This is a genomic window from Methanocorpusculum petauri (genome assembly GCF_026891975.1).
Classification (GTDB): domain Archaea; phylum Halobacteriota; class Methanomicrobia; order Methanomicrobiales; family Methanocorpusculaceae; genus Methanocorpusculum; species Methanocorpusculum petauri.
The window spans coordinates 1-23068 of sequence record NZ_JAPTGB010000023.1; the positions used below are offsets into that span (position 1 = coordinate 1).

Annotated in this window: 29 protein-coding genes and 3 tRNA genes; 17 read left to right on the forward strand and 15 right to left on the reverse strand. The window is 50.4% G+C overall.

The window, feature by feature from the left end:
• Positions 1–632: 632 nt before the first annotated feature.
• The 6 genes from hisB to O0S10_RS09210 all read right to left on the reverse strand — a co-directional run bounded on the left by hisB (position 633) and on the right by O0S10_RS09210 (position 6284).
• On the reverse strand, positions 633–1214 hold the full coding sequence (gene hisB, locus O0S10_RS09185) for an imidazoleglycerol-phosphate dehydratase HisB (RefSeq protein ID WP_268925583.1): 582 nt from the start codon (positions 1212–1214) through the stop codon (positions 633–635).
• Entirely contained in the window at positions 1211–1927 is a 717-nt protein-coding gene (gene hisA, locus O0S10_RS09190; protein WP_268925584.1) for a 1-(5-phosphoribosyl)-5-[(5-phosphoribosylamino)methylideneamino]imidazole-4-carboxamide isomerase, read from the reverse strand. Before hisA ends, hisB begins: the two co-directional genes overlap by 4 nt.
• Positions 1928–2797, reverse strand: a complete 870-nt coding sequence (hisG, locus tag O0S10_RS09195) for an ATP phosphoribosyltransferase (protein ID WP_268925585.1) — start codon at positions 2795–2797, stop codon at positions 1928–1930.
• Between the two features lie 3 nt (positions 2798–2800).
• Positions 2801–4018, reverse strand: a complete 1218-nt coding sequence (locus O0S10_RS09200; RefSeq protein ID WP_268925586.1) for a methionine adenosyltransferase — start codon at positions 4016–4018, stop codon at positions 2801–2803.
• Between the two features lie 335 nt (positions 4019–4353).
• Positions 4354–4851: a ferritin gene (locus tag O0S10_RS09205; RefSeq protein ID WP_268925587.1), complete on the reverse strand. Its 498-nt coding sequence runs from the start codon at positions 4849–4851 to the stop codon at positions 4354–4356.
• Positions 4852–5054: 203 nt separating this feature from the next.
• The gene (locus O0S10_RS09210) at positions 5055–6284 is read right to left on the reverse strand and encodes an ABC transporter substrate-binding protein (protein WP_268925588.1); all 1230 of its coding nucleotides are present in this window, start codon (positions 6282–6284) and stop codon (positions 5055–5057) included.
• A gap of 210 nt (positions 6285–6494) precedes the next feature.
• On the opposite strand from O0S10_RS09210, the gene O0S10_RS09215 reads away from it, so the two are divergent.
• The 5 genes from O0S10_RS09215 (at position 6495) to O0S10_RS09235 (ending at position 10094) form a co-directional block, all read left to right on the forward strand.
• Entirely contained in the window at positions 6495–7403 is a 909-nt protein-coding gene (locus tag O0S10_RS09215; protein ID WP_268925589.1) for a ketopantoate reductase family protein, read from the forward strand.
• The gene (gene mobA, locus O0S10_RS09220) at positions 7400–8032 is read left to right on the forward strand and encodes a molybdenum cofactor guanylyltransferase (RefSeq protein ID WP_268925590.1); all 633 of its coding nucleotides are present in this window, start codon (positions 7400–7402) and stop codon (positions 8030–8032) included. The genes O0S10_RS09215 and mobA overlap by 4 nt, the downstream gene beginning before the upstream one ends.
• 397 nt (positions 8033–8429) lie before the next feature.
• A tRNA-Leu gene (locus tag O0S10_RS09225) sits at positions 8430–8514 on the forward strand.
• Positions 8515–8695: 181 nt separating this feature from the next.
• A complete protein-coding gene (locus tag O0S10_RS09230) occupies positions 8696–9526 on the forward strand; it encodes a nitroreductase family protein (protein WP_268925591.1) in 831 nt (276 codons plus the stop codon).
• Between the two features lie 94 nt (positions 9527–9620).
• Positions 9621–10094: a hypothetical protein gene (locus O0S10_RS09235; protein WP_268925592.1), complete on the forward strand. Its 474-nt coding sequence runs from the start codon at positions 9621–9623 to the stop codon at positions 10092–10094.
• A 170-nt stretch (positions 10095–10264) separates the two neighbouring features.
• On the opposite strand, the gene O0S10_RS09240 is transcribed toward O0S10_RS09235, so the two are convergent.
• From O0S10_RS09240 to O0S10_RS09255, 4 genes are read right to left on the reverse strand one after another with little or no spacing between them, the layout of a single operon-like run.
• Positions 10265–10885: a 30S ribosomal protein S3ae gene (locus O0S10_RS09240; protein WP_268925593.1), complete on the reverse strand. Its 621-nt coding sequence runs from the start codon at positions 10883–10885 to the stop codon at positions 10265–10267.
• A 53-nt stretch (positions 10886–10938) separates the two neighbouring features.
• Complete coding sequence (locus O0S10_RS09245; RefSeq protein WP_268925594.1) at positions 10939–11145, reverse strand: KEOPS complex subunit Pcc1; 207 nt, start codon at positions 11143–11145, stop codon at positions 10939–10941.
• Positions 11136–12347 carry a DHHA1 domain-containing protein gene (locus O0S10_RS09250; RefSeq protein ID WP_268925595.1) on the reverse strand — a complete coding sequence of 404 codons (1212 nt, stop codon included), beginning with the start codon at positions 12345–12347 and terminating at the stop codon, positions 11136–11138. Before O0S10_RS09250 ends, O0S10_RS09245 begins: the two co-directional genes overlap by 10 nt.
• 18 nt (positions 12348–12365) lie before the next feature.
• Positions 12366–12824 (reverse strand): 30S ribosomal protein S15, encoded by a 459-nt coding sequence (locus O0S10_RS09255; protein WP_268925596.1) that lies wholly within the window; start codon positions 12822–12824, stop codon positions 12366–12368.
• 298 nt (positions 12825–13122) lie between these two features.
• Here O0S10_RS09255 and O0S10_RS09260 point away from each other — a divergent pair, with 298 nt between their 5' ends.
• The 7 genes from O0S10_RS09260 (at position 13123) to O0S10_RS09290 (ending at position 17062) form a co-directional block, all read left to right on the forward strand.
• On the forward strand, positions 13123–14346 hold the full coding sequence (locus O0S10_RS09260; protein ID WP_268925597.1) for a BaiN/RdsA family NAD(P)/FAD-dependent oxidoreductase: 1224 nt from the start codon (positions 13123–13125) through the stop codon (positions 14344–14346).
• A gap of 128 nt (positions 14347–14474) precedes the next feature.
• A tRNA-Thr gene (locus O0S10_RS09265) sits at positions 14475–14546 on the forward strand.
• Positions 14547–14646: 100 nt separating this feature from the next.
• A complete protein-coding gene (locus O0S10_RS09270) occupies positions 14647–14994 on the forward strand; it encodes an arsenic metallochaperone ArsD family protein (RefSeq protein ID WP_268925618.1) in 348 nt (115 codons plus the stop codon).
• Complete coding sequence (locus O0S10_RS09275) at positions 14991–15338, forward strand: ArsR/SmtB family transcription factor (RefSeq protein WP_268925598.1); 348 nt, start codon at positions 14991–14993, stop codon at positions 15336–15338. Before O0S10_RS09270 ends, O0S10_RS09275 begins: the two co-directional genes overlap by 4 nt.
• On the forward strand, positions 15335–15463 hold the full coding sequence (locus tag O0S10_RS09280) for a hypothetical protein (RefSeq protein WP_268925599.1): 129 nt from the start codon (positions 15335–15337) through the stop codon (positions 15461–15463). The genes O0S10_RS09275 and O0S10_RS09280 overlap by 4 nt, the downstream gene beginning before the upstream one ends.
• The gene (locus tag O0S10_RS09285) at positions 15460–16344 is read left to right on the forward strand and encodes a permease (RefSeq protein WP_268925600.1); all 885 of its coding nucleotides are present in this window, start codon (positions 15460–15462) and stop codon (positions 16342–16344) included. The genes O0S10_RS09280 and O0S10_RS09285 overlap by 4 nt, the downstream gene beginning before the upstream one ends.
• Before the next feature lie 7 nt (positions 16345–16351).
• A complete protein-coding gene (locus tag O0S10_RS09290) occupies positions 16352–17062 on the forward strand; it encodes a DUF5714 domain-containing protein (RefSeq protein ID WP_268925601.1) in 711 nt (236 codons plus the stop codon).
• 147 nt (positions 17063–17209) lie between these two features.
• On the opposite strand, the gene O0S10_RS09295 is transcribed toward O0S10_RS09290, so the two are convergent.
• From O0S10_RS09295 to O0S10_RS09305, 3 genes are all read right to left on the reverse strand, one after another.
• Positions 17210–17443 (reverse strand): hypothetical protein, encoded by a 234-nt coding sequence (locus O0S10_RS09295; protein ID WP_268925602.1) that lies wholly within the window; start codon positions 17441–17443, stop codon positions 17210–17212.
• A gap of 6 nt (positions 17444–17449) precedes the next feature.
• The gene (locus O0S10_RS09300) at positions 17450–18940 is read right to left on the reverse strand and encodes a methanogenesis marker 14 protein (RefSeq protein ID WP_268925603.1); all 1491 of its coding nucleotides are present in this window, start codon (positions 18938–18940) and stop codon (positions 17450–17452) included.
• Between the two features lie 87 nt (positions 18941–19027).
• The gene (locus tag O0S10_RS09305; RefSeq protein ID WP_268925604.1) at positions 19028–19759 is read right to left on the reverse strand and encodes a heparan-alpha-glucosaminide N-acetyltransferase; all 732 of its coding nucleotides are present in this window, start codon (positions 19757–19759) and stop codon (positions 19028–19030) included.
• A 59-nt stretch (positions 19760–19818) separates the two neighbouring features.
• On the opposite strand from O0S10_RS09305, the gene O0S10_RS09310 reads away from it, so the two are divergent.
• A complete protein-coding gene (locus tag O0S10_RS09310) occupies positions 19819–20682 on the forward strand; it encodes a methanogenesis marker 8 protein (RefSeq protein WP_268925605.1) in 864 nt (287 codons plus the stop codon).
• Between the two features lie 29 nt (positions 20683–20711).
• Positions 20712–21302 carry a type 1 glutamine amidotransferase family protein gene (locus O0S10_RS09315; protein ID WP_268925606.1) on the forward strand — a complete coding sequence of 197 codons (591 nt, stop codon included), beginning with the start codon at positions 20712–20714 and terminating at the stop codon, positions 21300–21302.
• Between the two features lie 27 nt (positions 21303–21329).
• Here the strand turns inward: O0S10_RS09315 and O0S10_RS09320 are convergent, their stop codons facing one another.
• Together O0S10_RS09320 and O0S10_RS09325 are read right to left on the reverse strand one after the other, a co-directional pair.
• Positions 21330–21584 (reverse strand): hypothetical protein, encoded by a 255-nt coding sequence (locus O0S10_RS09320; protein ID WP_268925607.1) that lies wholly within the window; start codon positions 21582–21584, stop codon positions 21330–21332.
• A gap of 88 nt (positions 21585–21672) precedes the next feature.
• Positions 21673–21757, reverse strand: a tRNA-Leu gene (locus O0S10_RS09325).
• Positions 21758–21903: 146 nt separating this feature from the next.
• On the opposite strand from O0S10_RS09325, the gene trpY reads away from it, so the two are divergent.
• From trpY to O0S10_RS09340, 3 genes are read left to right on the forward strand one after another with little or no spacing between them, the layout of a single operon-like run.
• Entirely contained in the window at positions 21904–22404 is a 501-nt protein-coding gene (gene trpY / locus O0S10_RS09330; protein WP_268925608.1) for a TrpY family transcription regulator, read from the forward strand.
• A gap of 41 nt (positions 22405–22445) precedes the next feature.
• Entirely contained in the window at positions 22446–22679 is a 234-nt protein-coding gene (locus tag O0S10_RS09335) for an LSM domain-containing protein (protein WP_268925609.1), read from the forward strand.
• 5 nt (positions 22680–22684) lie between these two features.
• Positions 22685–23044, forward strand: coding sequence for a helix-turn-helix transcriptional regulator (locus O0S10_RS09340; RefSeq protein WP_268925610.1), 360 nt, complete (start codon positions 22685–22687; stop codon positions 23042–23044).
• Positions 23045–23068 lie beyond the last annotated feature (24 nt).

Here is a 23068-nt window from a genome sequence, read left to right on the forward strand (position 1 = left end):
GATACGCGAGTTCTCGGGAACTATTCAACGCTGCACCCCCCCTTCTTCTTTGTAGCGATTTTATTTTGTCTTGTTTTCTTATTGTGACGATTATCTGGCGAGCGTAAGCTGTCGGTTCGATAATGGTTTTTTCGTGTGGTTCTCCAGAAAGTACGGTAAGGAGTCAAACGATCCGGATGCGATGATGACTTTATTCTTGGTTTTCTTTTCAGTAACCACTGAAATACACGGATTTTTCGGTTACTTCAGGCAAAACCAATGATAAGGATCCCTGCCTGTAGCACGCGGCGTCACAGTTCTCCGAAGATATTGTGTACTGATGAGTGATACATGTGCGGGAATACCTGGTACCGCTGGTCAGGTACTTCACCTGCGTATCAGAAAATGGAGGAAGCGGTTAGTCTCTTCTTCTCAGCAGTACGTCTGTGGTAAGGAGTTGCAAAGAGTGCTTCGCACACAGGTACAGGAGCCTGCATTAAGATGGGTTGTTTACCAGAGGCCGTCGTGGTGGATACTGGGGATGCGTTTGTGTATGTTTGGAAAACCAACGAAATACTTTCGCTATATCACACAAAGAAAAAAGATCCTGCCTCTCTTGAAAAAAATAACATTACAATTTTTCAGAAAAGAATTCAGAGTGTCCCTTTCGTACTCGGGACATCATCATATCCGGGCACAAGTGCCACACTCTTACCGAGTGCTACACCAAATGCCTTGAAAATTGCCTCGCACTTGTGGTGATCATTCACGCCTGAGAAGATCACATGTGCCGTGATTCCTGCATTGATACAGAGGCTGTAGAGGAAATGTTCAAAAAGATCATTGGGAATTCCCCCGGTCATAATCCCCGTGAACGCACCGTCCATCACCAGATACCCACGTCCGCCGACATCAAGTGCAGCCGTTGCCCGTGACTCATCCATTGGAATGATCGCATGGGCAAAGCGTCTGATACCTCGCCCATCGCTGACTGCCTGCTTGATTGCCGAACCAAGGACAATACCCACATCCTCAACCGTGTGATGGGGATCGACCTCCAGATCACCCTTTGCAGAGACCACAAGGGAAAAACCCCCGTGGCGGGCAAAGGAGTTTAGCATATGATCAAAAAATGCCAGACCGGTATCAACGGTAATTTCGCCGCGCTGATCCGGATTGAAAACAATCCGGATCTTCGTCTCTTTTGTCTCCCGTACAACTTCTGCTGATCTCATGATTCGTATGCCTCTTTCAGTGCCTCTTCCAGATGAATTTTTCCACTGTACAGTGCTGAACCGAGCACACATCCGGCAGCACCCAGCTGCCGGAGGGCGGCAATATCGGCAGTAGAACTCACACCGCCCGCAACAATCACCGGGATGGAAACAGCATCAATCAGTGCCTTCACCGGCTCTCGGGCGATACCTGCCTGAAGTCCTTCTACATCCACATTGGTATAGAGGAGCGAACCTGCACCGAGCTGTTCAAACCTCTGCGCCCATGCAATATAGTCGCCTGCAGTCTCCTGCCACCCGGAAACGGCAATTTCCCCGGCACGGGCATCCACACCCGCCATGATACGCTCGCTGCCGAATTCATCTGCGAGTGTTGTGAGGGCATTTGGTTCTTTGGTTGCAAAGGTACTCACAATGATCCTATCAATTCCCGCATCCAGCCAGCCGCGGGCATCCGCAATACTGCGGATACCGCCGCCGACCTGAACAAACACATCGGTGTCAGCAACAACATCGCGGATCACTTTTACATTCTCCGAGGATGTCGAAAATGCACCGTCAAGGTTTACCAGGTGCAGATTTCGTGCGCCACGGCTGATCCACTGCTCGGCGTTTTTAATTGGCGTCCCGTACACCGTTGCGGTGGACCGCTCGCCCTGCACGAGCTGCACGCACATGCCGTGCAGTACATCAACGGCAGGGAAGATCTCCATTCAGCGCACCATCCTAGTAATATCAAGGACGAGGATATCGCGGGCACCGCTGCGTTTGAGCATGTTAATCAGCTGATACACCCGTTCATGGGGAACGACTGCGTGCAGTGCAACCGAGTCGGAACCGGCAATCTCCATGATGGTCGGACCGCCGAGACCGGGAATCAGACCACGGATATCATCGAGTTTTGCTTTCTCAACATTCAGCATCAGATAACACTGACCTTTTGCAGCAATCACGCTTTCAAAGGCGAGCAAAATCTCCTCAATCTTTTCCTGTTTGTCACGGAGTGCATCGCGGTTTGCGATAACGTTCGTGGTACTGGAAAGGAGTTCTTCGACAATTCTGAGTTTATTGATCTCAAGTGTTGTGCCTGAGGAGGTCAGATCTACTATTGCGTCGGCAACACCGAGTTGCGGGGCAGCTTCACATGCGCCGCTGACTTCGATAAGGGTAACGTCAACACCGGCATCTGCAAAGTACTTTCTGCAGATACCGGGGAACTCGGTTGCAACCCGCAGACCCGTGAGGTCCTGCAGCGTTGTGACCGGTGATTTATCCGGCACAGCAAGAACCAGACGGGCAGAACCGAATCTGAGATCAAGGAGAGTCTCAACGTCCGAACCGCGCTCGGCAACCATGTCAATGCCGGTGATGCCGAGATCGGCAACACCTTTGGCGACGTACTCGGGGATGTCTATCGGCCGGACAAACAGGACCTCGATCTGAGGATCAACGGTCTTTGCGATCAGCTGACGGGATGCACTCATCTGGATGTGAATGCCTGATTTGTTCATCAGGTCATTGATCGGTTCAGCTATCCGTCCCTTGTTGGGGATGGCAAGCCGGACTTTGGCTGGGTCTGACATGCTTTAGAAGGTCTTTAATTTGCCGTCAATGACGAGGCGGGTGATATCCGAGATGTTCTCGAGGCGGTGATTTACGATCTCTTCAACCTCGGACTGGTACTCTTTGAAGTCGTATCCGCGTTTGGTGATACACTGAATACTTGCAACCAGCGGGTAGTCAATCGGGTGACCAATCTGGGAGAGGAGTCTGACATACATCTCCTCAATGCCGTCAACCTTCTGACAGGACTCGCGGGCGATTTCCGTTGCGAGCAGATTATAGATCTTACCGATATGGTTGATCGGGTTCTTTCCGGAGGTTGCTTCCATGGACATGGGTCTATTCGGGGTGATAAGTCCGTTGCAGCGGTTGCCGCGTCCGACAGAGCCGTCGTCGCCCATTTCTGCGGAAGTTCCGTTGACGGTGAGGAAGACGGAAGTTGCCTTCTTTCTGATGATGTCTGCGGTGTTGATCTCAACTTTGACTTTACGGTCAGTGTATTTCTTGGCGACTTTGGTGAAGGACTCCTCCATTTTTTCCTTCATTTCAACATAGTCACTGATGCCTGAGCAGTAGCGGTCAACCATTGCTGCTGCGACGGTGATGGTGATGGTGTTGATTTCCCGCAGTCCCATGAGTTTGATGTCGTAACCGAGCATGGGGTTTTTGGGGCGGAACTCGTTTGCGATGTAGTCGTCAAGTCCAAGGATGATCTGTTCAACCTGGGAGAAGGGTGCATGGCCGACACCGAACGAGGTATCGTTTGCCCGCGGGACGGAGGTGTGGCCTTTCTTGGTATTGAAGACATCACAGAGATCAGTGGAACCGGAACCCATACGGCAGTCGACGATGATGTCGCGATCCATGTCAAAGGTCGGGATGGTGGTTTTCAGGTACTCGCGTGCTGCGTTGACGGCAATGGCGTCGGTTGCGAATACCGTGTCACCGAACTTGCGGGTTGCACGACCGGTGAGGAGGAAGTAGATCGGTTTGATGATCTTTCCGCCGCCAAATGCAGGCGCGGACTCTCCTGCGACTACTTCCCCCTGATCAGTGTTGTGGTGGAGAACTCCGCCGTCACATTCTGCCATGTACTCTCTGCAGAGTGCACGGGACACAGCCTCTGCGACACCATCTGCAAGGCTGTCCGGGTGGCCGATGCATTTACGCTCGACAAGTTCGACTTTCTGTTTTTCAATCGGGGTCTGGGAGAGATGCTTGACGCTGATATTTCTCTTCACTTTTTAATCACTTCTCAATCATCTGATGTTTAAGTATAAAAATATGCGTATTGAAAATCGCAGGATTTTGCTATATAAATTATATATGGTGTGACGATTCGGGGGAGTCCGGGGAGGAAACTGTGCTCCGGATAAGAATGAAATGGGTTTGACGAGATTTTTGAGAAATATTTTCCCGAACAAAGAGATGATGTTTTTACCCTTTTGATTGGAGTAACCACACTATTGCTTGAGATCTGATGATCTGTCAGTTTTATGTGCAGAAAAACAGTCCGATGCATTTCATGTTTCCGGAATGCAAGTTTTAAAGAGAAAAAAATGGAATAAAGAGGAATTTATTCTTTCTGGGAACCAAGCTGATGGTCGATGAAGAGCAGTGCGTCAGGAGATTTGCCTGCTTTTTCGAGCATGTCAACGATGTCTCTTACGGTTTCCTCTTCCTCAACCTGTTCGGTGACAAACCACTGGAGCTCGGCAACAGCTGCATAATCCTTCTCAGCGACTGCGGTCTCCATGATCTTGTTGATCATTGCAGTGACTTTGATTTCATGGCCGTAAACTGCTTTGAAGATCTCAAGAAGGTCTTTTGCACCGGTGACCGGTTTTTCGATTGCATCGAATTTGACATCGACTCCTTTCCGGATAAGGTAGTCATAGAACCGGGTTGCATGGGTCATCTCTTCGGCTGCGTGTGAACGGAGCCAGGCTGCTGCACCGTTCCATTTCATTGCGTTTGCATCTGCGGAAAACTGCAGGTACAGGTATGCGGAGTACATCTCTGCATTGATCTGCTTTAAAATTGCATCATATACGCCTGATTTTTTTGTTGCCATGGTTTTTCAGATCTCCTGCCGGAATGTTTCACTCCGGTATTGGATATTACCATATTCTGCACGAAAGTGTATTAAAGTGAGGTTGGGGGCAAACAGTTTTTTGTTGGGGATAGTCTGAGGAAGGGTGTGGTTGTGCGAATGATTTTGTTTTTCAGAAGATTATTTCTCAAATACAAAAAAGGAAACGGTTTTGAAAAACCGTTTTACTGTTTCATCGTGACGACAGTAATGCCTGCGTCTTTGAGTGCAGCCTTTAACTGCACATCCTGAATAGATCCAAGTTGCGGATCGGCAATGACAACATTGTTGCCTGCCGCACTGCGGTCGCTGACCCACTGCACGAAACTGGTCCAGTCATTTGCCGGAGAGTTCATGCTTGCAACAAGTCCTGAGCCCTCAAGCTGGATTGGAGCAAGGATCTTTAAGGTAACTGCGCCGGTGCTCTTATCGATTGCACTGATGTACGGCGGTGTTCCGGCGACAGCGTACTGAATGGTGTTCTGCGAAAGCAGGGTCATCAGCTGCGGTCCGCCGGAGCCTTCAACGAACTTGATATCAGCGATCTTCTCGCCGTTGATGAACAGTTCCGCTTCAGAAACCTTTCCTGCCTTGTCCGTGGTCGGTTTGAGGTAAGAGTTGTAGGTGTCCTTGAAATACTGCCAGTCTTTCAGCAGAACAAACAGCGGGGCGTCATGATCGCTCGGGAGATAGCCGATCGAGATCGGATTTGTTACCGGGGCAGGGGCGGTAAGCCGGCCTGTTGCAATCTGTGCGGTTGCTGTCTCATACGGGCCGAAGTCGTAGAGCAGATCTTTGGACTCCTCAGCAGAGGTGGATGCAAGTTTTCCGGTAATCAGATTCAGTTCACGCTGGGATTTGATGAATTCCTCGTTGCTTGCAAGCCACGCATCAGTGACTTCGCTTGAGAACATGATCGTCGGAATTGAAGCGTTCATGGCGTCAACGGAGCTGACCGTGATGTTGCCGTAAATCATATCCTGTTTGGAGAACAGCCAGTCGGCAGTAAGCTCTGCGGACTTTTCGGGATAGTCGTTGATGTACTTGTCGCCGAGGATCATCAGAGCAACGATGCTGGTCGTGAGATCCGTATTCTTCAGTGCTTCAGAGTTTGCGCCAATGGCACAGCAGGTGTGCTGCTTCCACATTCCTGCCGGAGGGAGGTCCTGACTGTAGGATACAACCTTTCCGACATCGCCTTCAACACCGACAGCGACGAACGGCTGCCAGATGATGTATCCGTCAACTTTTCCGGTTGCAAGAAGTCCCGGCATGGTGCCGGCTCCTGTGTAGAGAATCTCTACGGTCGGAGTTTTGTCAGTGTTTACCGGTTCAGATATGCACCCGGCAGCAAAAACCATTGCGGCACACACGACAAGAAGACCTGCAACTGCGAGCAGATGCTTTTTGTGCATACATTCCTGTATGCTGACAACAGTATTTAACCCATCGTAAAGTATGAGGCATATTGTGGGGTCGTAGTTGTTACAATTGTTGATTGAAAGTGATGTTTTGTATAATGCATAGGTGTCAGAGTGTCGCATGCGGAGGTTCGCCATCCGGATATTTTGGCACGCCAATGGTTTTACTTAATGTAGTCGCAGGACGAATATTACTCCGCGATTATGCGGATACTGATACTCGGCGCGGGAGCGGTTGGTCTTACTGTTGCGGCAAAACTTTCAGAGCATGCGGACGTGTATGCGGTCTGCCGGAAAAGATATGCGGAGGCAATAGCAACTGCCGGATTTGTGATGACCGGCATCTGGGGCGAGGGAATTTATCACTTTCCCTGCGGCGAATCTGTGCCTGCAGGTACGTGGGATTATATTATCATCTCGACGAAGTCTGCGGCGACCCGTGATATCTGTGAGAGCTATCAGCATCTGTTTGGGAATGCCGAGGTGGTGAGCCTGCAGAACGGCATCGGTAACGAAGAGGTTATCCGCGAGTACACAGATCATGTGATCGGGGCGATGATCATTACGGGATTTGAGTGGCGGGCGGATAATGCGGTACATGTTTCGGTGGACGGCGGTGAGACGGTGTTCGGCCGGTTTCCGGAAGGCTGCGATGTAGCAGTTGAGACGCTGGCGGATCTGTTCTCTTCTGCCGGGATGCGTTCTGTTGCAAGTCCGGCGGTGCGGAGTGCGGTCTGGTCGAAGGCGTTTTACAGCTGTTCATTAAATCCGCTCGGTGCGGTGATGGAATGTCCGTACGGGGATCTGCTGAAGACACCGGCATGGAATATTATTACGGAGATTGTGCACGAAGCGTTTGCGGTCTCGAAAGCGGAGGGGGTTGCACTGCCGCAGAAGAGTGCGGAGGAGTATCTGGCATTTCTGCAAAACGAAAAGATTCCGCCGACAGCCGAACATTACAGTTCGATGTATCAGGATATTGTGGGCGGGAGACGGACGGAGGTTGACTATATTAACGGGGCGATCGTGCGCCTTGGCGAAAAGCACGGGATTGCAACGCCGGTGAATCGTACTATCGTGAATCTGACACATTTTAAGGAGGAACTGCGATGACCGGGGTTGTGCGCTCGGCGATGATTCTTGCGGGCGGTGATGCGAAGAGGGTGAACGGGCGTGAGAAGTATTTTTTCTTCTATAAGGGATGTTCGTTTATTTCCCGTTTGGTGATGAGCTTTTCGGGCATTTGTGATGAGATTTTGATTGTGGCGAAGAGTCAGGAGCAGGCGACGCATTTCGACGGGCTGCCTGTGCGGTGTACGTGGGATAAAAAGCGTGGTTTAGGTCCTATCGGCGGTATTTCATCAGGTATTGAGGAGGTGAAGGGGGAGTTTGTGTTTATTGCTGCCTGTGATATGCCGACGATTCATCGTTCGATTGTGACGTATCTCTTTGAGCATATTGGCGAGTATGATGCAATTATTCCTGAGTGGGAAAATACGGATATTGAGCCGCTGCATGCGGTGTACCGCGTTTCTGCGGTGCGGCGGTATGTGGAGGGGCATGAGTCGCTGTCGCTTCGTGATATGGTGAACTCGCTGCATACGCTTCGGGTGAGTCCAGAGGAGTTCCGGCAGTTTGATCCCTGTCTTGAGACGTTCCAGAACATCAATACGCTGGATGAGCTACATGCGCTTGGACCTGATGCGACGTATCGGGAAAAGCATCCGGAAAACCTGAAATAATTTTTTTGGTTTTTTCCGGGTATGTGACAAAATAATTACGTTTGTTACAGCATACTTTTCAGACATTGGGGGCAATACCGGTGTGGGGCGGGTGCGCTGATACCGGAGTCCGGGTTGATGGATGGTTTTGTAGGCGCAGAGTTCGCGATAGGATTCCTTGAACCGTACCACGCAGACATTCCGAATCAGACGACCCATAATCTCCATCCTTCGGGAGACGAAACAGATTCTTCGACTCTGACAGAAAAGCTACTGCTATTTTTTCGCTGCCGAAACAGTATGAAACAAGTCCGGGCATTTGGATCAACGCCGACAAGATGCCTATGTTTATGTATCAGAAGCACAAATATGATAGAGCACGAAGATATTCTATTGTAGGATGTTTTCAGGAATTCAGGCGAAGGTAGCCAAGCCAGGTCAACGGCGCCAGATTCAGGGTCTGGTCTCATAGGAGTTCTGGGGTTCGAATCCCTTCCTTCGCACTTTCTTTTGATACGTTATTGTACTGTTTCAGGAGTTTTGCAAACAATATTTTCGATTTTTTAAGTCACAATACGCAGACAGGTTCATCAATAGTGAGACACGGACAAAATGATCCCCTTCCCTGTACAAAGTTTGTCAGAACCCAAAACTCTTTGTGCAACCCCTTTCCAGTATATTCTGATGAGGTCAATATTTTCCACCCCCCTGCACATCCTCTATGATAAAGAAAACTGCGTCAGCTGCGGATTGTGCGCTGTGATGTGTACAACCGGCAAGATTACTGCATCAGAGGACCAATCCCCGAAAATTCGAGATGATGCTCCCTGCATCTCCTGTGGACAATGCATTGCGGTCTGTCCGGAGGCCGTACTTTCCACCGACACTCCGGCATTTACCGCACCGATAGAAGATGCTGCATACCGTTCGGGAATAGATGGAGATCTGCTCTCCAGATATCTGAAAAGCCGGAGATCAGTGCGCGTCTGGAAGAATAAAGTGGTTGCACACAACGATCTCACACAACTGATCGACGTCGCAGCATATGCACCGTCGGCCTGCAACATTCATCCGGTAAAATGGGTAGTTGTATCCGATCCAGTAGTTGTGCAGGAGTTTGCACAAGCCTCTATTGCCGCGCTGAAAGCGCTTCCGGCCGATCACCCGATGGCACAACTGTCACAGATGCTGATTGCCAACGCGGAAGCAGGTGCTGATCCCGTCTGCCGCAACGCCCCTGCCCTGCTGGTCGCAGCATCCGATGCTGATCAGGAGTACGGGCTGATCGACAGTATCATTGCACTGTCCTACATCGATGCATTTGCGCCGTCGATCGGCCTCGGTACCTGCTGGGTTGGCTATGTCATGATCATGCTGCGCCTGAAACCCGAACTTGGCAGTATCCTTGGCATCCCCAAAGACTGGACGCCGCAATACGCAATGCTTGCCGGGTATCCGGATGTCTCCTTCTCGCAGATTCCACCGCGCGAAGCCCCGGAGATTATCTGGAAATAATTTTTTTATATTTTTCTCCCCGGTTTCAGCAGTGCAGAAATATCATCGGAAAGTATTTGGTATCTTCTGCCGATTAGAGACTATGACACGCTGCATGTTTTTTCTCCTGGCACTTGTCCTTATAGTGTTCACGGCAGCACCCGTATCCGCAATCGTTGCCGACAGCCTCACCATCGAAATACAGGAGAACGGCGATGCAGCTGTTGAAGTCAGCTACACACTCTCCTGGTTGGAAAAACTGGGTGTTTTCTTCAAAGTAGGCGATCCGGCTATCTACATCCAGAAAGCATGCAATGACTATGGTCGGGGAAAAACAACCCTTCTCTCCTCTGACATGTCAGGAGCATCACTCCGCATTGAAGGCGTTGCTGTAATCGACAACCGTACCTATACCACTCCGGCCATTGATTTTACTCAGGCAGAAATAATTCTGCAAAGTTATCCGATCATCGCACAGCTACTCACCATCGATCTCTCGCCCACCGTCACAAACATCATTTTCCCGGATGGAAGTGTCACAACCTATCATGATCAGATTCTGATACCAGCAACAACCCACACCCTGTAAACAGGCCCCGTGCGATGGAACAGATATTCCATTTTTCAGAATGTCCTCCTCTGAAAATTTTTCTGGATTTTTTTAGGATACAGTTATTTGCCGGAAAATACGGTGTGAAATACTTTGCTGCATTACAAGTTCTGCAGCTACCCTGCTAAAAAAAGAAGTTGTCCGTATTCTTAACGGACAAGAGCTGCTGCGCGCTCTGCGGCAGAGCTCACGGACTCGGACTTGATGATCTCGATCCTGCGGATCGGGAAGATCGGTTTGCATGCCTCGACCATCTTCTTGGCAAGCTCGCCCTTGACCATTGCGGAGACGAAGGTTTCAAAGTCTGCTTCCTTTGCGTAATCCTGTACAACCTTCACCATCATTGCACGGACCTCGTGAATCTGGGAAAGTCTTGCATGGTTGATCGTGAATGCCGTAATCGTTACCTGAAGCTCACGAACACTGCCGAGCGGCTGGAGCGTGATGGTACTGTCGATACGGGATGCCCGCCTCTTCACCATTGCACGGATGAAGTCTTTGGTCATCTCGTGGCCATGGAACTGCGTGTAAGCTGCATCTCCTGCGACATCATTGATCTTAAACGACATCTTCACATTCTGCTTGGAATAGTCCTGAATTAACTCACCGAGACTAACCGACAGTACGCGACCCGGCAGATTTGCCGTGTCAGAGGAGACAATCTCCCCGATAAACTGCTTGCCGAGGAACTCCGGGGCATAGACCTTGAACCAGCTCTTTGCCTTCCATCCCTCAACTTTGCGTCCACCACTCTGCTTCTTTCTTGCCATGGTATCACCTTAATTTTTGAAATTGGATTTGTGTGTACCTGAAACCCTGTGTTTTAGCACAACCGTTCCGATACGGATAAATTCATCAGATAATCATCCACCGTCGCAATCACTGTTCGAAGTGATTCCCCCTGAATTTTTGCCGCAACACAGCCGTCGATGACCTCAACGACCATAAACCCGTCTGAATCCGGGGAAAGTGCGGAAACCACATGCTCGGGATGAGCATGGACCGATACAATCGTTCCGGTTACGTGCACGATGCAGCCTCCAGACCGGCAAGGAATTCATCCTCGCGATCAAGCGGAACATCAGCTCCGGCACGGAGCTGATGCCCGCCGCCGGAACCCCCGCAGGCTTCCGCAGTTGCCTTCAGGATCTGTTCCAGATTCACTGAAGACCCGTGCGGAGCACGGGCGGACACCCGCAGAGAGGCAGTATCGCGGCCAAAAATAAATATCGGACCGTTCGAAGACTCAATGAGAATATCCGCCGCATCGCTTGCGACGGCACAGTCATCGACGCGCCAGATGGCAGGAGCATCGCGGATCTTTTCGGCGGACCTGACCACCGAGATCACACGGTTCCGGTAGGAGATCGCAGTTTCCCATGCTTCATCCAGATACGACGCATCACCGCAACAGAGCGCATAGGCAAGTCCTGGTTTCCCGGCTTTGCCGCATGCGTCCACTACTGCAGTAAATGCGTGGGCATTCGGGATGACCTCGCGTTCCAGACTCCATGAATCTCCGTAGAGAGTCATCAGGGCGTTATACGAGGCATCCGAATCAAGTACAATCTGGGAGAGCATGCAGGCAGTGTGTGCCTCGTCCGATATTCTGGACATGCATACACTCTCAATTGCCGCTGCTTTCTCGTCATCGCCCGATAGTTTCGGGAGATACGGATGCAGGGAGGTTGCGATCTGCTCCTTTGTTGTTCTGCCGGCAAGGAGAACACCACGACCCGGGTTTATCAGATTGTTTGCCACCGCATCACCGATAATCATCTGATTCCTTCCGGAAAGAATCTGATTGTCTCCGATGATGCCGAGCATTACAAGACCTGCCAGATAGCGGTTGTCTCCAAGGGCATTTGCCACCAGATATGCACAGCCTGCTCCGGAGAGTTCGGTTTCACCGTCTTCTCCAAAGAGGCGCGGGTTGACATGATACGGGGAGGTGTTGTAGGGAACATGATGATCGATGATCATCGTGCTCTCTGCAAGACCGGTACACGACGCACCGAAGTCACATAGAAGAGAAATTTCCGGGTTCTCCACGTCATCTTCAGAAATCCCCGGAAGAATCCGGAGTTTGAAGGCTATATTCGCCCGGGAAAGGGCGAGTGACATGATCGCAGCAGCTGCGATACCGTCCGCATCGTAATGGGAGTATATTTCGACATACTCCAGAGATGCGAGATGGTTTGCCAGGGTTTCTGCTGCGGTTTCAAGTGACATAACGGTGGAAAGGATGCCTTATCTGGACAGGAGAATCTCTGCGGTCTCCGGCTTGTAGGTCCAGCCCTGAGGCAGGCGGCCGGTGCCGACGTAGTATTTCACCAGTCTGCGGACTTTGGACTCGGTCAGCTGAAGCTGACGCTTGTTGTGAAGATCCTTCTTGTTCTCGCCAAGGTGCTTGCGCATGCCGAGTGCCTTGTGCATCAGGTTACGGAGATCTTCGGGGATGTCGGTGTCAAGGTCGTTTTCACGGACGATGGCGTTGACTCTCTTGCCGGTAACAAGCTTTACGTTCGGGACGCCGAACTTGTCGCGTAAGACCAGACCGATCTCTGCACAGGTAAGACCTGCTTTGCGCAGCTCGATGACCTTCTTTTCAATTTCCTGTACATCGGTGTTGGACCACTCAGGAACTTCCTGGCGGAATGGTCTGACCGAGGAGGCGATTCCTCTTCTTCTTGCATGTATGCGTGCCATTGTTTTCACCTCCGATTAGGGACTGTCCACCCCGTACAGGCGGATAACCGCTTCCTTTGCGGAATCAAATGGAAACAGCCGTAAGTCACGAAAAGAGCAGTTGCAACAAAAATACTGTTGCTGATAGCATATCCGCCTGATTTTCTGCGGAGCCTAACTGACTCGTCGTAATCCCAAAGCCAGAAATGGCAGTGTCGTAAATGACAGACACGTCGGACTTACTTCAGCCAGCACTGTAAAGTGCTCCTTGTATGTTGGAGGGAAGATGAGATAAGAGTTGCGGGAGAATATACTGTTCATGTTGGACCGGCAGTATGACTGTATCATTATTGGAGCAGGACCGGCAGGTCTGTTCTGCGCGGCACAGCTAGCTCCTGTACGGGTGCTGGTACTGGAAAAGATGGTTCTGCCGGGAAGAAAGCTGCTGATCGCAGGTTCCGGTCAGTGCAATATTACGCATGCAGGCGATGTGAAAAGTTTCACTGAACACTATGGAGATCACGGCGCGTTCCTGCGGCCCGCGCTGATGGCGTTCCCAAACACTTCAGTACTGACCTATTTTGAGGGACGGGGTATTTCGTTTGTGGAGAAGGAATTAGGTAAGGTGTTTCCGGCATCGCTTTCGGCGGACGATATTCTGGATGCGCTGCTGGATGCCTGTGATGAGGCCGGAACTGAAATTCTCAGTTATACTCCTGCCGAGATGGTCTCCTTTGACGATGGGATGTACGCGGTAAAAACTCTGCACGGTACCTACTATGCGAAGGTCCTGGTTCTTGCAACTGGAGGGAAGTCCTATCCGCAGACGGGATCGATGGGGGACGGGTTTACCTTTGCCGAGGCGCTCGGTCACTCGGTTGCCGAGCCGCATCCGTCGCTTGCACCGGTGTATGTCAGCGATCACCGGCTGGCGGATTTGTCCGGCATCTCGATTCCCGGGGCAGCGGTGTCGGTCTGGCGGGGCGGAAAGAAACTGTTTGTACGTTTTGGTGATCTGCTGATTACGCGGTTTGGATATTCCGGGCCGGTGATTCTGGATGCGGCCCGATGGATGCGGGCCGGAGATCAGCTCAGAATTGCATTTTCTCCAAAAAAAGCTGAGGAGCTGGATGTCCTGATACGTGCTGCGTGTACTGCATCCGGGACAAAACAGGTGCAGAATCTTCTGGATGATGCGGGGTGTCCGGACCGGCTGACAAAACAGATCGTAAAGGAGTCGGGCATTCCGGAAGGGACAGTTGGTGCACAACTGACTGCAGCGATGCGGTCACGGCTGGTGGGTAACTTTACCGCGTATCCGGTGGAAATAGATCATGTCGGAGATTTCCGGGTTGCGATGGCAACGGCAGGCGGTGTGATGCTGGATGAGATCAATAAGAAGACCTGTGAGTCGAAGATTGCGCCCGGATTGTTCTGTATCGGCGAGGTTTTGGATGTCGACGGAGATACCGGCGGCTACAATCTGCAGGCATGTTTTTCGACGGCGTTTCTTGCGGCGCAGCGTATTCGTCAGATTCTCTGATTTTACGAGTAATCGTCTTCATTTTTATGAAGAGAGGGCAGAATCGGGGAAGAAGAACGGGTTCATACTTTGAACCTCAATCCATAATGTTTAAATTCCCCGACTTCCTACTTTGTTATCACACAAGCGCCTCAGTGGCTTAGTGGCATAGCGCGTCCTTGGTAAGGACGAGGTCGCGAGTTCAACTCTCGCCTGAGGCTTTTCTTTTCTCCGAATTTTTATGCAATAACTTTCTGTTCAATGGGTTTTCTTTGAAAATCATTATATGTGAATATGTGCATATAGTGATATATTGTGAAGATGGAAATCTTTGAGACAAAAGTACCAGTATCATCTAATTCTGAAAACATACGAATAACCTCACTGATTTCCCGCCTCAAACAACATGGAATCAGTATTGAGCGGTATAATCAGCAAACCTCACCGAAAAAATTTCAGGAGATTGACACTGTAGGGATTCTGATCGCGGCACATGGCGAACAAATTCTCCCAATAACACTTGTAAACGGTTTTGCAATGATTACTGGACGCTATCCATCCAATGAGGAGATACGCCAGATCCTTACTGTCCCTGCTGATCTCATCGCAGAAAAAAATGAAGGATGCTGTTGTATTCAAGGATGTGTCCAAGGAGAGAAAACATCATGACCGAACAGATATTCAAAGCTCTGAGTGACAGTACACGGCTTCGCATGGTCAGTCTGGTGATGAAACGTGAACTATGTGTTTGTGAAATTATGGGCGTTCTGAATCTGTCCCAGTCAAATGCATCGCGGCATTTGACCATTCTCAAAAATGCAGGAGTACTCTCCGGAAGAAGGCAGGCACAGTGGGCATACTACAAAATCAGTGAGATGTTGCCTCAGGAGCTGTACCAGTATCTTTCACGTACATTTTTCGAAGATCCCCTATATGCAGAAGACAGAAAACGACTGGAAACCTGCAATGCAGCAGAAGGCTGTAAATATACAACTACAGAGGAACAATCATGAAAGAAGAAAAAGAAAAAGGGATTCTCAAAAAGTTGAAAAAGGCAGTTACCGGAGAAAAATGCTGTTGTTGCAACATAAAAATTGTTCCAGAGAAGTCTGACGAGAGTAAGGAGAACTCTGAATGAGTCTTGCCGACGCATTAATTTCTACTGGAGAGTATTTTCTCTTCATTACCGCAGAACTGGTAATTCTCTTTGTTGTAGTTAGTTTGTTGGTGGGAGTATTGCAGGTGTACGTTTCACCTGGTAAAATGCAACGAATTCTTGGGAAAACAGGAAGTATAGCAGGAAGCATGTTTGGAGCAGCATTTGGTGCGCTAACACCCTTCTGTTCTTGCTCCACAATACCAATCACACTTGGCCTCTTGAAATCTGGAGTGACATTTTCGAGTTCGATGTCATTCCTATTTGCCTCCCCCCTACTAAATCCCATAATTTTAGCAATGATGTTGTTTATTTTTGGTCCAATAATTACTGCAATCTATGCGGTGACTATGTTTGTCTTTGCTGTTGTAATTGGGCTTATTCTGGATCGTGCAGGATACCAGAAATATCTTAAACCTGTTGCTATTGAAGGAGAAATAAATCACTCAGGTACAAAATTTCAACAGATTGTCAACTTTGCTCTCACAATTTTCCGACAAATGTTGCCGTATCTGCTCCTTGGAGCAGGTATTGGAGCATTTATCTATGGATTTCTCCCTACTGATTGGGTATTGGCAGCAGCAGGACCGGAAAATTTCTTTGCAATTCCAGTGGCTGCACTAATTGGAATTCCCCTGTATATCCGTGCGGAAACAATTCTTCCTATCGCGGCAGTACTTTTTGAGAAAGGGATGAATATGGGGGCGATCGCTGCCCTTCTTATTGGAGGTGCAGGTATGAGTATCCCGGAGATTACCATGCTTTCTGCAATATTTGAAAAGAAACTTGTTGCCGTATTTGTGATAATGATATTTGTTGCTGCCGTATCCACTGGTTGCATCCTTCAGATGATTACTTGGTGAAACAAAAATGCAAAACAACTCAACAGAACCGGCATGCCTTATCTGCGGTGCTCCCCTTCGCTATCTGGAGAATGCACGCGAAATGACCTGCGAGATCTGCGGTCGGAAATATCTGAGCAATGCCGCATGTATGTACGGTCACTTCGTCTGCGATAACTGCCATGCGGCGCCCGCAACGACTGTTATCCGGAGTATTGCTTTGGCAGCAGTGGAAAAAGATCCGTTTGTGATCGCAACTGCGATGATGCAGAGTCCTGCGGTACACATGCACGGTCCCGAACACCACATTCTGGCAGGCACCGCACTTCTTGCTGCATATCGGAATGCAGGCGGCGTTCTGGATCTCCCCGCAGCAGTAGATGAAATGTTTCGCCGCGGTGCAATGGTGCCCGGCGGTTTCTGCGGGATTGCAGGAGCCTGCGGCGCTGCGATCAGTGCGGGGATGTTCTACTCTATTGCAACGAAGACAAATCCTCTGAGTACACAGTCATGGGGGGAGGTAAATCTTCTGACCGCGGCATGTCTTACCGCGATTGGCAGTGTCGGCGGACCGCGCTGCTGCAAACGCGATACCTACCTTGCGCTGGAGGAAGCGGTTGAATTTGTACGGGAACATACCGGTATTACAATGGAACTCCCTGCACAGCGGCAGTGCGGATTTTCAAACCGAAACCACGAGTGCCTGCGGGAGCGATGCCCGTACTACTTCCCCGAATAATTTTTTCGTCCTTTCTCCGTGTATTTATTGCCTGTAAACAGGATTCTGGGAAGATCATTGTCTTCCTCCTCACCGGAAAAAATTTGGATTTCCCGTTTCGGCGGAATATCCTTAAAAAAAAGTGTCCTGCTGTTCTGATGATCAGATTCAGTTGTCAATGAATTCTCTGAGTTTTTCCAGAAGGAACGCTTCTGCTTTTTTGATCTCTTCTGGTCTGCCGCGGAATGCAATCAGCTCGCGTTCGTCGTTGACCATGTTTGCATAGTTCAGCGGTCGCGTTACACTGACCATATCCACCTCAAAATTGAGGGCAATGTCCCGGATAATTGTGCGGGGCGTTCCCGGCGGCATGATTAAATCCACCTCTTCTGCTTCAGTCATATCAGCTTACCTTCCAATCTTCTGACGTTTGGCCATAATACATTTTCCCCCGCGCACGCCGCCGATCGGGCATTTCGGGTGACCGAGACTATTCATGCACCTGCCCATCAGTGCTGCGCCGCGTGCCAGACCATCGTCCACAAACACCAGATGCGTTACGGGTTCGTCATAGAGACCGCGTTCTGCGACGCCGTCCAGGATGTACTGCGGTTTGTTGCCGGAGATGATGGCACGACCGGTGAATCCGATTGAGCTGTTCGGCGGGAGGAGGCCGCGTTCGCTGCAGAGGTCAATGATCTTGAGTGCAATTGCCGCACACAGCCGGTCAATTACCTCGCGGATAACCTCTTTACTCTCGTTCTTTGCAAGTTCAGCACCGATTGCCTCAAGCTCCGGAATCTTGTCACCGTCGTGACCGGCATCCACGCCAAGAAGGTAAATTCCGGATGCCTTTGCCACGTCTGCGCAGACCGGCACTTTGCCGAAGTGTTTGCGGTCGGCGGGAACTTCGGCGATGTCAAGCAGGGCAAGACACCGCTCCACATACGGCAGTGCTTTTTTGGTTGCGCGGTTTGCCGCAGGTCTGCAGCTTTCACCAAAGAGGTCCAGTGCTGTTCCTTTTTTCTTGTCCACGAGGCCCGTACCACGGATAATGGCGTCGGGAATGGCGCCGGCAAGTCCGCAGAAGTTGCCGATGGTTTTGGCAAAAGGACTTTCGGCATTCGGATCGACGTCACTGGTAATCCGACCGTCAAGTGTGGTACCAAAGTCCATGGAGATACAGGGGTTGCGGAAATCAACAGGCGTCCACTTTGCTCCTTCTTTGATTCCTGCCATGGCAAGTTCGCCTTCCATCTCGTTTGCAACCATCTCCACGCCGGATGCTCCGGCGGGCGGGGTAACACCTGCTACGGCTCCGGTGAAGACCAGCCGGTCGGCAAAGCTGAATTCACGCAGTTTGGGCGGGAGGTTGTCCTTTCCCATCGGCGGTGTCATCTTTTTTGGAGGAACACCCGCTTCAAGACAGCCGTTCGCGAGAGCCACGATGAACTCTCCCACCTGATCGGGAGAGTCCATTGCAGCGACAACGCCGGTACTCCTGACCACAAAATCAAGATCGGTTTTGATGCTCAGATCCGCGTCGCGGTGGCATTTTATCAGGGTATCCCGCACCAGTTCCGTTACGGACTCGCGGGTGAGTTCGGTACCGTCCAGCGTTGTACCAAACACCTCTTCTCCGGGTTTGGGAGGACGAACGTCCCGGCTCATCGAGACCGTTTTGTTGATAACATAGGATCGTCCCTCTTCCAGATCAGTTCCGGTAAGAATGCATTTTGTTGTCGTATTTCCCATTTCAACGGATGCAACGATGAAATACGGTTTTGATTTGTATTCGGGAATACTCATCCCTGCTCCGTGTCCGGTAACCGGGGGGGAAACACTTTCCACAATCCACGGTTTCTTCGCGGTAAATCGGTCAAAAAAACCTGCCGTCATATTACAGAGAGTTCTATCGCTGATTGATAAATAGATTTCTATCGCCGCAGTGATGCCTGTACTGCCGTAAAAGCGGTTCATCCCGCACTACACTGAAACAAACCCGGCGGCGAAAAGAAGTCCGAAGATGATTGGGTTGTGGATCAGGTAGATGAAAAGTGAATGGCGGCCGAGGAATGCCACAGGTACTGCTGCTTTCGGAATTTCACCGAGCCGTTCCAGCGCTTTGCAGCGGACTCCGCCCTTATAGAGAACGGAACCAAGGGCAACCCCGATGAGCAGCACCCCGAACCAGGGAATCAGCGGTTCATAGTCCAGTGTTGCAAATCCGACCGGCGTTATGCCGAACGGAATCAGATACGCAGGACCCCGAACATAGGCAAGCAACGGCGAGATGGCAATGACGATGAGGCCGAAACCAAGGGTGATCCAGCTCCTGATTTTCAGCACAACAAAGGGGATAGCAAGAATGGTTGCACAGCCGATGAGATGCAGAATGCCGAATACTACCACCTCGGATGGAAAGATCAGCCAGGATCCCGCCGTGATCGCCGCCGCAAAACAGAGGATGTAGATGCCGCGGACAACCATTTTCTTTGCAGTTTTCGGCAAATTTTCCTCTTTTGCCGTGAAGAGGACGAGAGAGATTCCTGCAATCGTCACAAACAAAAATGCAATCGGGGCACCGGTCAGGACATAGGGATTGAACCAGGGGATCTGTTCCGGGGCAAAGAAACTGAGCTGAAACAGGATGTGATAGCCTATCATCAGAAGAATTGCCACACCGCGGCCTGCGTCCAGTTCCCAGTATCGTCCCATGATTGGAGTACCTTATGTTTTTTGCACAACCATATCTATGCATCAGTTAGGTGATTCCGATGTGTGACGAACATGTTATTGAAGCAGTTGGCATGACCCGCGTGGTTATTCGTGATGGTGTCATCGTTGAAGCTGGTGAACCAAAGATTCGATCCTGCCCGCTTGCAAAGCGATTTGCCAATCCGGTAGATCCGATCACCAGCGAAGCTGTCGCTGCAAACATCTCGGCACGGATTCAGAGGTTTGGCATGTGTACCAGAGATCGCGGAGTTCTTGACAACGAGACGTTTGTACTCTTTGGTGCGTCCGAACTGATGAATACCGGTCTGCGCACCGGAACACTGCAGGCCGCGGTTATCGCCTGCGACGGTGCAGGAACGGTGATCGTCCGTTCACCCGAAATGGTCCAGGGTATCGGCGGCAGGATGTCCGGTCTTGTTTCTACCACACCGTATCCGGAGGTTATTGCACGCATTGAGGCGGAAGGCGGCATTGTGGTCAATCCCGAGACGGGGGCAATGGATGCACTTGCAGGTCTTGCCAGGGCGAAGGAGATGGGGTGGACAAACGTCGCGGTGACGATTGCCGGGTTCCAGCACGAACTTGCCGAAGAGATTCGGGAGAAGTATCCGGATGCGCTGATCATTGTGGTGCACACCTCCTCGGTAGCGTCGCTTGAAGACGCGCTGCGTCTGGCACGGGTGGCGGATCTGATCTTTTCCTGCGCGTCAAAATATGTGCGCGAGGCGGCCGCATCCACTGCACTGGTTCAGGGAGGCGTTGGTGTGCCGGTCTTTGCCACGTCAAAGGCAGGAAAGATGCTCATCATGGAACGGTTGATTGAAACAGACCAGCCGATTCTGGTGAAGAATACGCGCCTTCCGGTAAGCGATATGGGCAGTATCCCCGAACCGCTTATCTAACTGTTTTTTTCCGGGGAGATGGATCTAAGATGAAAAAAGAAGTTTTGGTGTTTATTTTTGATGGCTATGCCGACTGGGAGCCTGCTTTTGTCTGTTCCGAACTGAACGCACCGGAGACCGGGTACGTGGTGAGAACCATTAGTCCCGATAAGGAGCCGAAAGTATCCATGGGCGGTTTTCGGGTCATACCGGACTATACAACCGATGATTTTCCGCGCAGTTTTACCCTGCTGATTCTGTCGGGTGGAGCGGCATGGATGGAACAGAAAAATGATGCGGTACTGCCTGTTGTTGCATATGCAGTGGAGCAAAACATTCCGGTGGGTGCTATCTGTAATGCTGCGAACTTCCTGGCGGAACACGGGTATCTGGATGAAATTTCCCACACCGGAAACACGCTGGAGTTTATGAAATCTCAGGCACCGCATTACCGGGGTGAGGAGCATTTTCTGAAGCGTCAGGCCGTTTGTGATGCCGGTATCATTACTGCTAATGGTTCTGCCTCCCTGGAGTTTGCAAAGGAGATTCTGCTACTGCTCAAGGTAAAACCGGAAAAAATCGTTTTGGAATGGTATAATCTGCATAAATCAGGGTTTTATTCTGCGTTGTTCGAAAAATAAATTTTTTTAATCGTATCTCTGAAAGAATCAGGGCTGCTGATTGTTCTCTTTCCGTGCCCGGAGTGTGTAGTGGATACCAAATGCAAGCATGGCAAGCCCCACTACACCGACGAGGACACCGATGATGTCTCCGACAACCACGACTGCAAACTCATTTGCGACGATCTCGGATGCGGTGAAGAGATACTGGTTGAATGCCCGTAAGCCGAAGATTGAGAGAATTAACGCAAAAGCACCCCCAAAGATCAACCCGGACGGATTTGTCTCGTACTTTTGGAACATAATACTTGATACTCCTCTCTTGCGATATTTATAAATATCGATCAAACCGGAGAATCCGGAAGTATCAACGTAATTTGTGAAAAAACAGTGCGAGGGATGGGATTCGAACCCAAGAACTACTACTAGACTAGCCCCTCAAGCTAGCGCCGTTGACCTGGCTTGGCTACCCTCGCATATGGTCTGAAAACCCGTTCCGGGTTGTCAGTGCGACCTATACATGTGGGTCACACTGACTAATAAATCTACTGATGCAGAAGAACAGTTGAATTCCTGAGAGATGAGACAGTATAAATACATTCGTCGATACACATTTTTGTACATGTGGCGCAGTATTCTTGAACCATTTTCCGACTCGCCGTCCCAGCAGCGGGTCGTCAAATTTCTTCTGGAGAACGGGTTTGGCATCAGTGATGCCGGTCGCGTTGTGGTAAACGGGATTGAGGTTTCGGCAACCGCAATCGCCCGCGTGGTCGGGGTTGACCGGCGTGTGGTGGACACAACGGTCAAGCGCATCCTTGGAATGAACGAGATCAAAATGACTTTTGCGCATCTGCGCGTGACACCTGATCTTACCAATGTTGCAAAAAATCTCGGTCTTTCCGTGATTACAATTCTCCCGAAAAATGCAGGAGATAAAAATATTGTAGCCTCTGCGGTCGCGGTTCTTGCCGCACATGACCTGCCGCTTCGCCAGATCTTTGTAACCGACCCCTACATCGCCGAGTCGCCAAGACTGGTGATTATTATTGACGGGTTGCTTCCCGCAACGGCGATTGAGGAGCTGCGCGCCCTGCCTGCGGTTGAGTCCATCATCCTGTAAAACAATCATCTTAATTAGTGTGGGTGACGAACAATAACGATATGGTATCCAGTATTGTCCTTCCCATAAAAAAGGTCAACTCCCTCGTAGACTCCAAGATTTCTGTCGAGATCAAAGATGAGGGGCGCAAATTCGAGGGACGTCTTGTTGCAGTGGATGAGTACCTCAATCTCCATCTCGAAGAGGCAATTGAGGTAAATGAGACCGCCCGCCGGAATCTCGGCACCGTGGTTATCCGTGGGAACAACATCCTGAGCATCTCCCCCATCAACTAATTTCCATGACTGCACCCCAACTGAGTGAAACAGAGACGACCGTACTCGCACACATCCGGGCGAAACCCGACGGTACGTTCCAGAGTGAACTCTGGAAGGACCTGGGTGTTGACAGCAGAACCTGCTCGCGCATCCTCAAGAAACTTGAGGATGGCGGATACATCGAACGCGAGGAATGCAAAAAGGACGGTACCCGTACCTATCTTGTACGGATTGTGAAAACCGAGAAAACTATCGACCCGATGCTTCTGATGGCGGGTGAGTCTATCGTCCCATGTGTTGCCTGCGATGAGGAGTGCAACGTTGAGCACTGTAAAATGCTTGAAGACTGGGTGTACGAACTCGTCTTTTCGGAAATGGAATAAAATTCCGGAAAAATACCCCGCCTA

What these genes read in the sequence shown, in the direction of transcription:
- O0S10_RS09280 (WP_268925599.1), top strand. Translation starts at nt 15,335, where the DNA reads ATGAAAGAAGAAAAAGAAAAAGGGATTCTCAAAAAGTTGAAAAAGGCA.
- O0S10_RS09210 (WP_268925588.1), bottom strand. Translation starts at nt 6,284, where the DNA reads ATGCACAAAAAGCATCTGCTCGCAGTTGCAGGTCTTCTTGTCGTGTGT.
- O0S10_RS09205 (WP_268925587.1), bottom strand. Translation starts at nt 4,851, where the DNA reads ATGGCAACAAAAAAATCAGGCGTATATGATGCAATTTTAAAGCAGATC.
- hisG (WP_268925585.1), bottom strand. Translation starts at nt 2,797, where the DNA reads ATGTCAGACCCAGCCAAAGTCCGGCTTGCCATCCCCAACAAGGGACGG.
- trpY (WP_268925608.1), top strand. Translation starts at nt 21,904, where the DNA reads ATGTGGCGCAGTATTCTTGAACCATTTTCCGACTCGCCGTCCCAGCAG.
- hisB (WP_268925583.1), bottom strand. Translation starts at nt 1,214, where the DNA reads ATGAGATCAGCAGAAGTTGTACGGGAGACAAAAGAGACGAAGATCCGG.
- O0S10_RS09290 (WP_268925601.1), top strand. Translation starts at nt 16,352, where the DNA reads ATGCAAAACAACTCAACAGAACCGGCATGCCTTATCTGCGGTGCTCCC.
- O0S10_RS09305 (WP_268925604.1), bottom strand. Translation starts at nt 19,759, where the DNA reads ATGGGACGATACTGGGAACTGGACGCAGGCCGCGGTGTGGCAATTCTT.
- O0S10_RS09270 (WP_268925618.1), top strand. Translation starts at nt 14,647, where the DNA reads ATGGAAATCTTTGAGACAAAAGTACCAGTATCATCTAATTCTGAAAAC.
- O0S10_RS09240 (WP_268925593.1), bottom strand. Translation starts at nt 10,885, where the DNA reads ATGGCAAGAAAGAAGCAGAGTGGTGGACGCAAAGTTGAGGGATGGAAG.
- O0S10_RS09320 (WP_268925607.1), bottom strand. Translation starts at nt 21,584, where the DNA reads ATGTTCCAAAAGTACGAGACAAATCCGTCCGGGTTGATCTTTGGGGGT.
- O0S10_RS09235 (WP_268925592.1), top strand. Translation starts at nt 9,621, where the DNA reads ATGTTTTTTCTCCTGGCACTTGTCCTTATAGTGTTCACGGCAGCACCC.
- O0S10_RS09275 (WP_268925598.1), top strand. Translation starts at nt 14,991, where the DNA reads ATGACCGAACAGATATTCAAAGCTCTGAGTGACAGTACACGGCTTCGC.
- O0S10_RS09230 (WP_268925591.1), top strand. Translation starts at nt 8,696, where the DNA reads ATGAGGTCAATATTTTCCACCCCCCTGCACATCCTCTATGATAAAGAA.
- O0S10_RS09215 (WP_268925589.1), top strand. Translation starts at nt 6,495, where the DNA reads ATGCGGATACTGATACTCGGCGCGGGAGCGGTTGGTCTTACTGTTGCG.
- mobA (WP_268925590.1), top strand. Translation starts at nt 7,400, where the DNA reads ATGACCGGGGTTGTGCGCTCGGCGATGATTCTTGCGGGCGGTGATGCG.
- O0S10_RS09310 (WP_268925605.1), top strand. Translation starts at nt 19,819, where the DNA reads ATGTGTGACGAACATGTTATTGAAGCAGTTGGCATGACCCGCGTGGTT.
- hisA (WP_268925584.1), bottom strand. Translation starts at nt 1,927, where the DNA reads ATGGAGATCTTCCCTGCCGTTGATGTACTGCACGGCATGTGCGTGCAG.
- O0S10_RS09300 (WP_268925603.1), bottom strand. Translation starts at nt 18,940, where the DNA reads ATGACGGCAGGTTTTTTTGACCGATTTACCGCGAAGAAACCGTGGATT.
- O0S10_RS09285 (WP_268925600.1), top strand. Translation starts at nt 15,460, where the DNA reads ATGAGTCTTGCCGACGCATTAATTTCTACTGGAGAGTATTTTCTCTTC.
- O0S10_RS09335 (WP_268925609.1), top strand. Translation starts at nt 22,446, where the DNA reads ATGGTATCCAGTATTGTCCTTCCCATAAAAAAGGTCAACTCCCTCGTA.
- O0S10_RS09295 (WP_268925602.1), bottom strand. Translation starts at nt 17,443, where the DNA reads ATGACTGAAGCAGAAGAGGTGGATTTAATCATGCCGCCGGGAACGCCC.
- O0S10_RS09260 (WP_268925597.1), top strand. Translation starts at nt 13,123, where the DNA reads ATGTTGGACCGGCAGTATGACTGTATCATTATTGGAGCAGGACCGGCA.
- O0S10_RS09315 (WP_268925606.1), top strand. Translation starts at nt 20,712, where the DNA reads ATGAAAAAAGAAGTTTTGGTGTTTATTTTTGATGGCTATGCCGACTGG.
- O0S10_RS09340 (WP_268925610.1), top strand. Translation starts at nt 22,685, where the DNA reads ATGACTGCACCCCAACTGAGTGAAACAGAGACGACCGTACTCGCACAC.
- O0S10_RS09255 (WP_268925596.1), bottom strand. Translation starts at nt 12,824, where the DNA reads ATGGCACGCATACATGCAAGAAGAAGAGGAATCGCCTCCTCGGTCAGA.
- O0S10_RS09250 (WP_268925595.1), bottom strand. Translation starts at nt 12,347, where the DNA reads ATGTCACTTGAAACCGCAGCAGAAACCCTGGCAAACCATCTCGCATCT.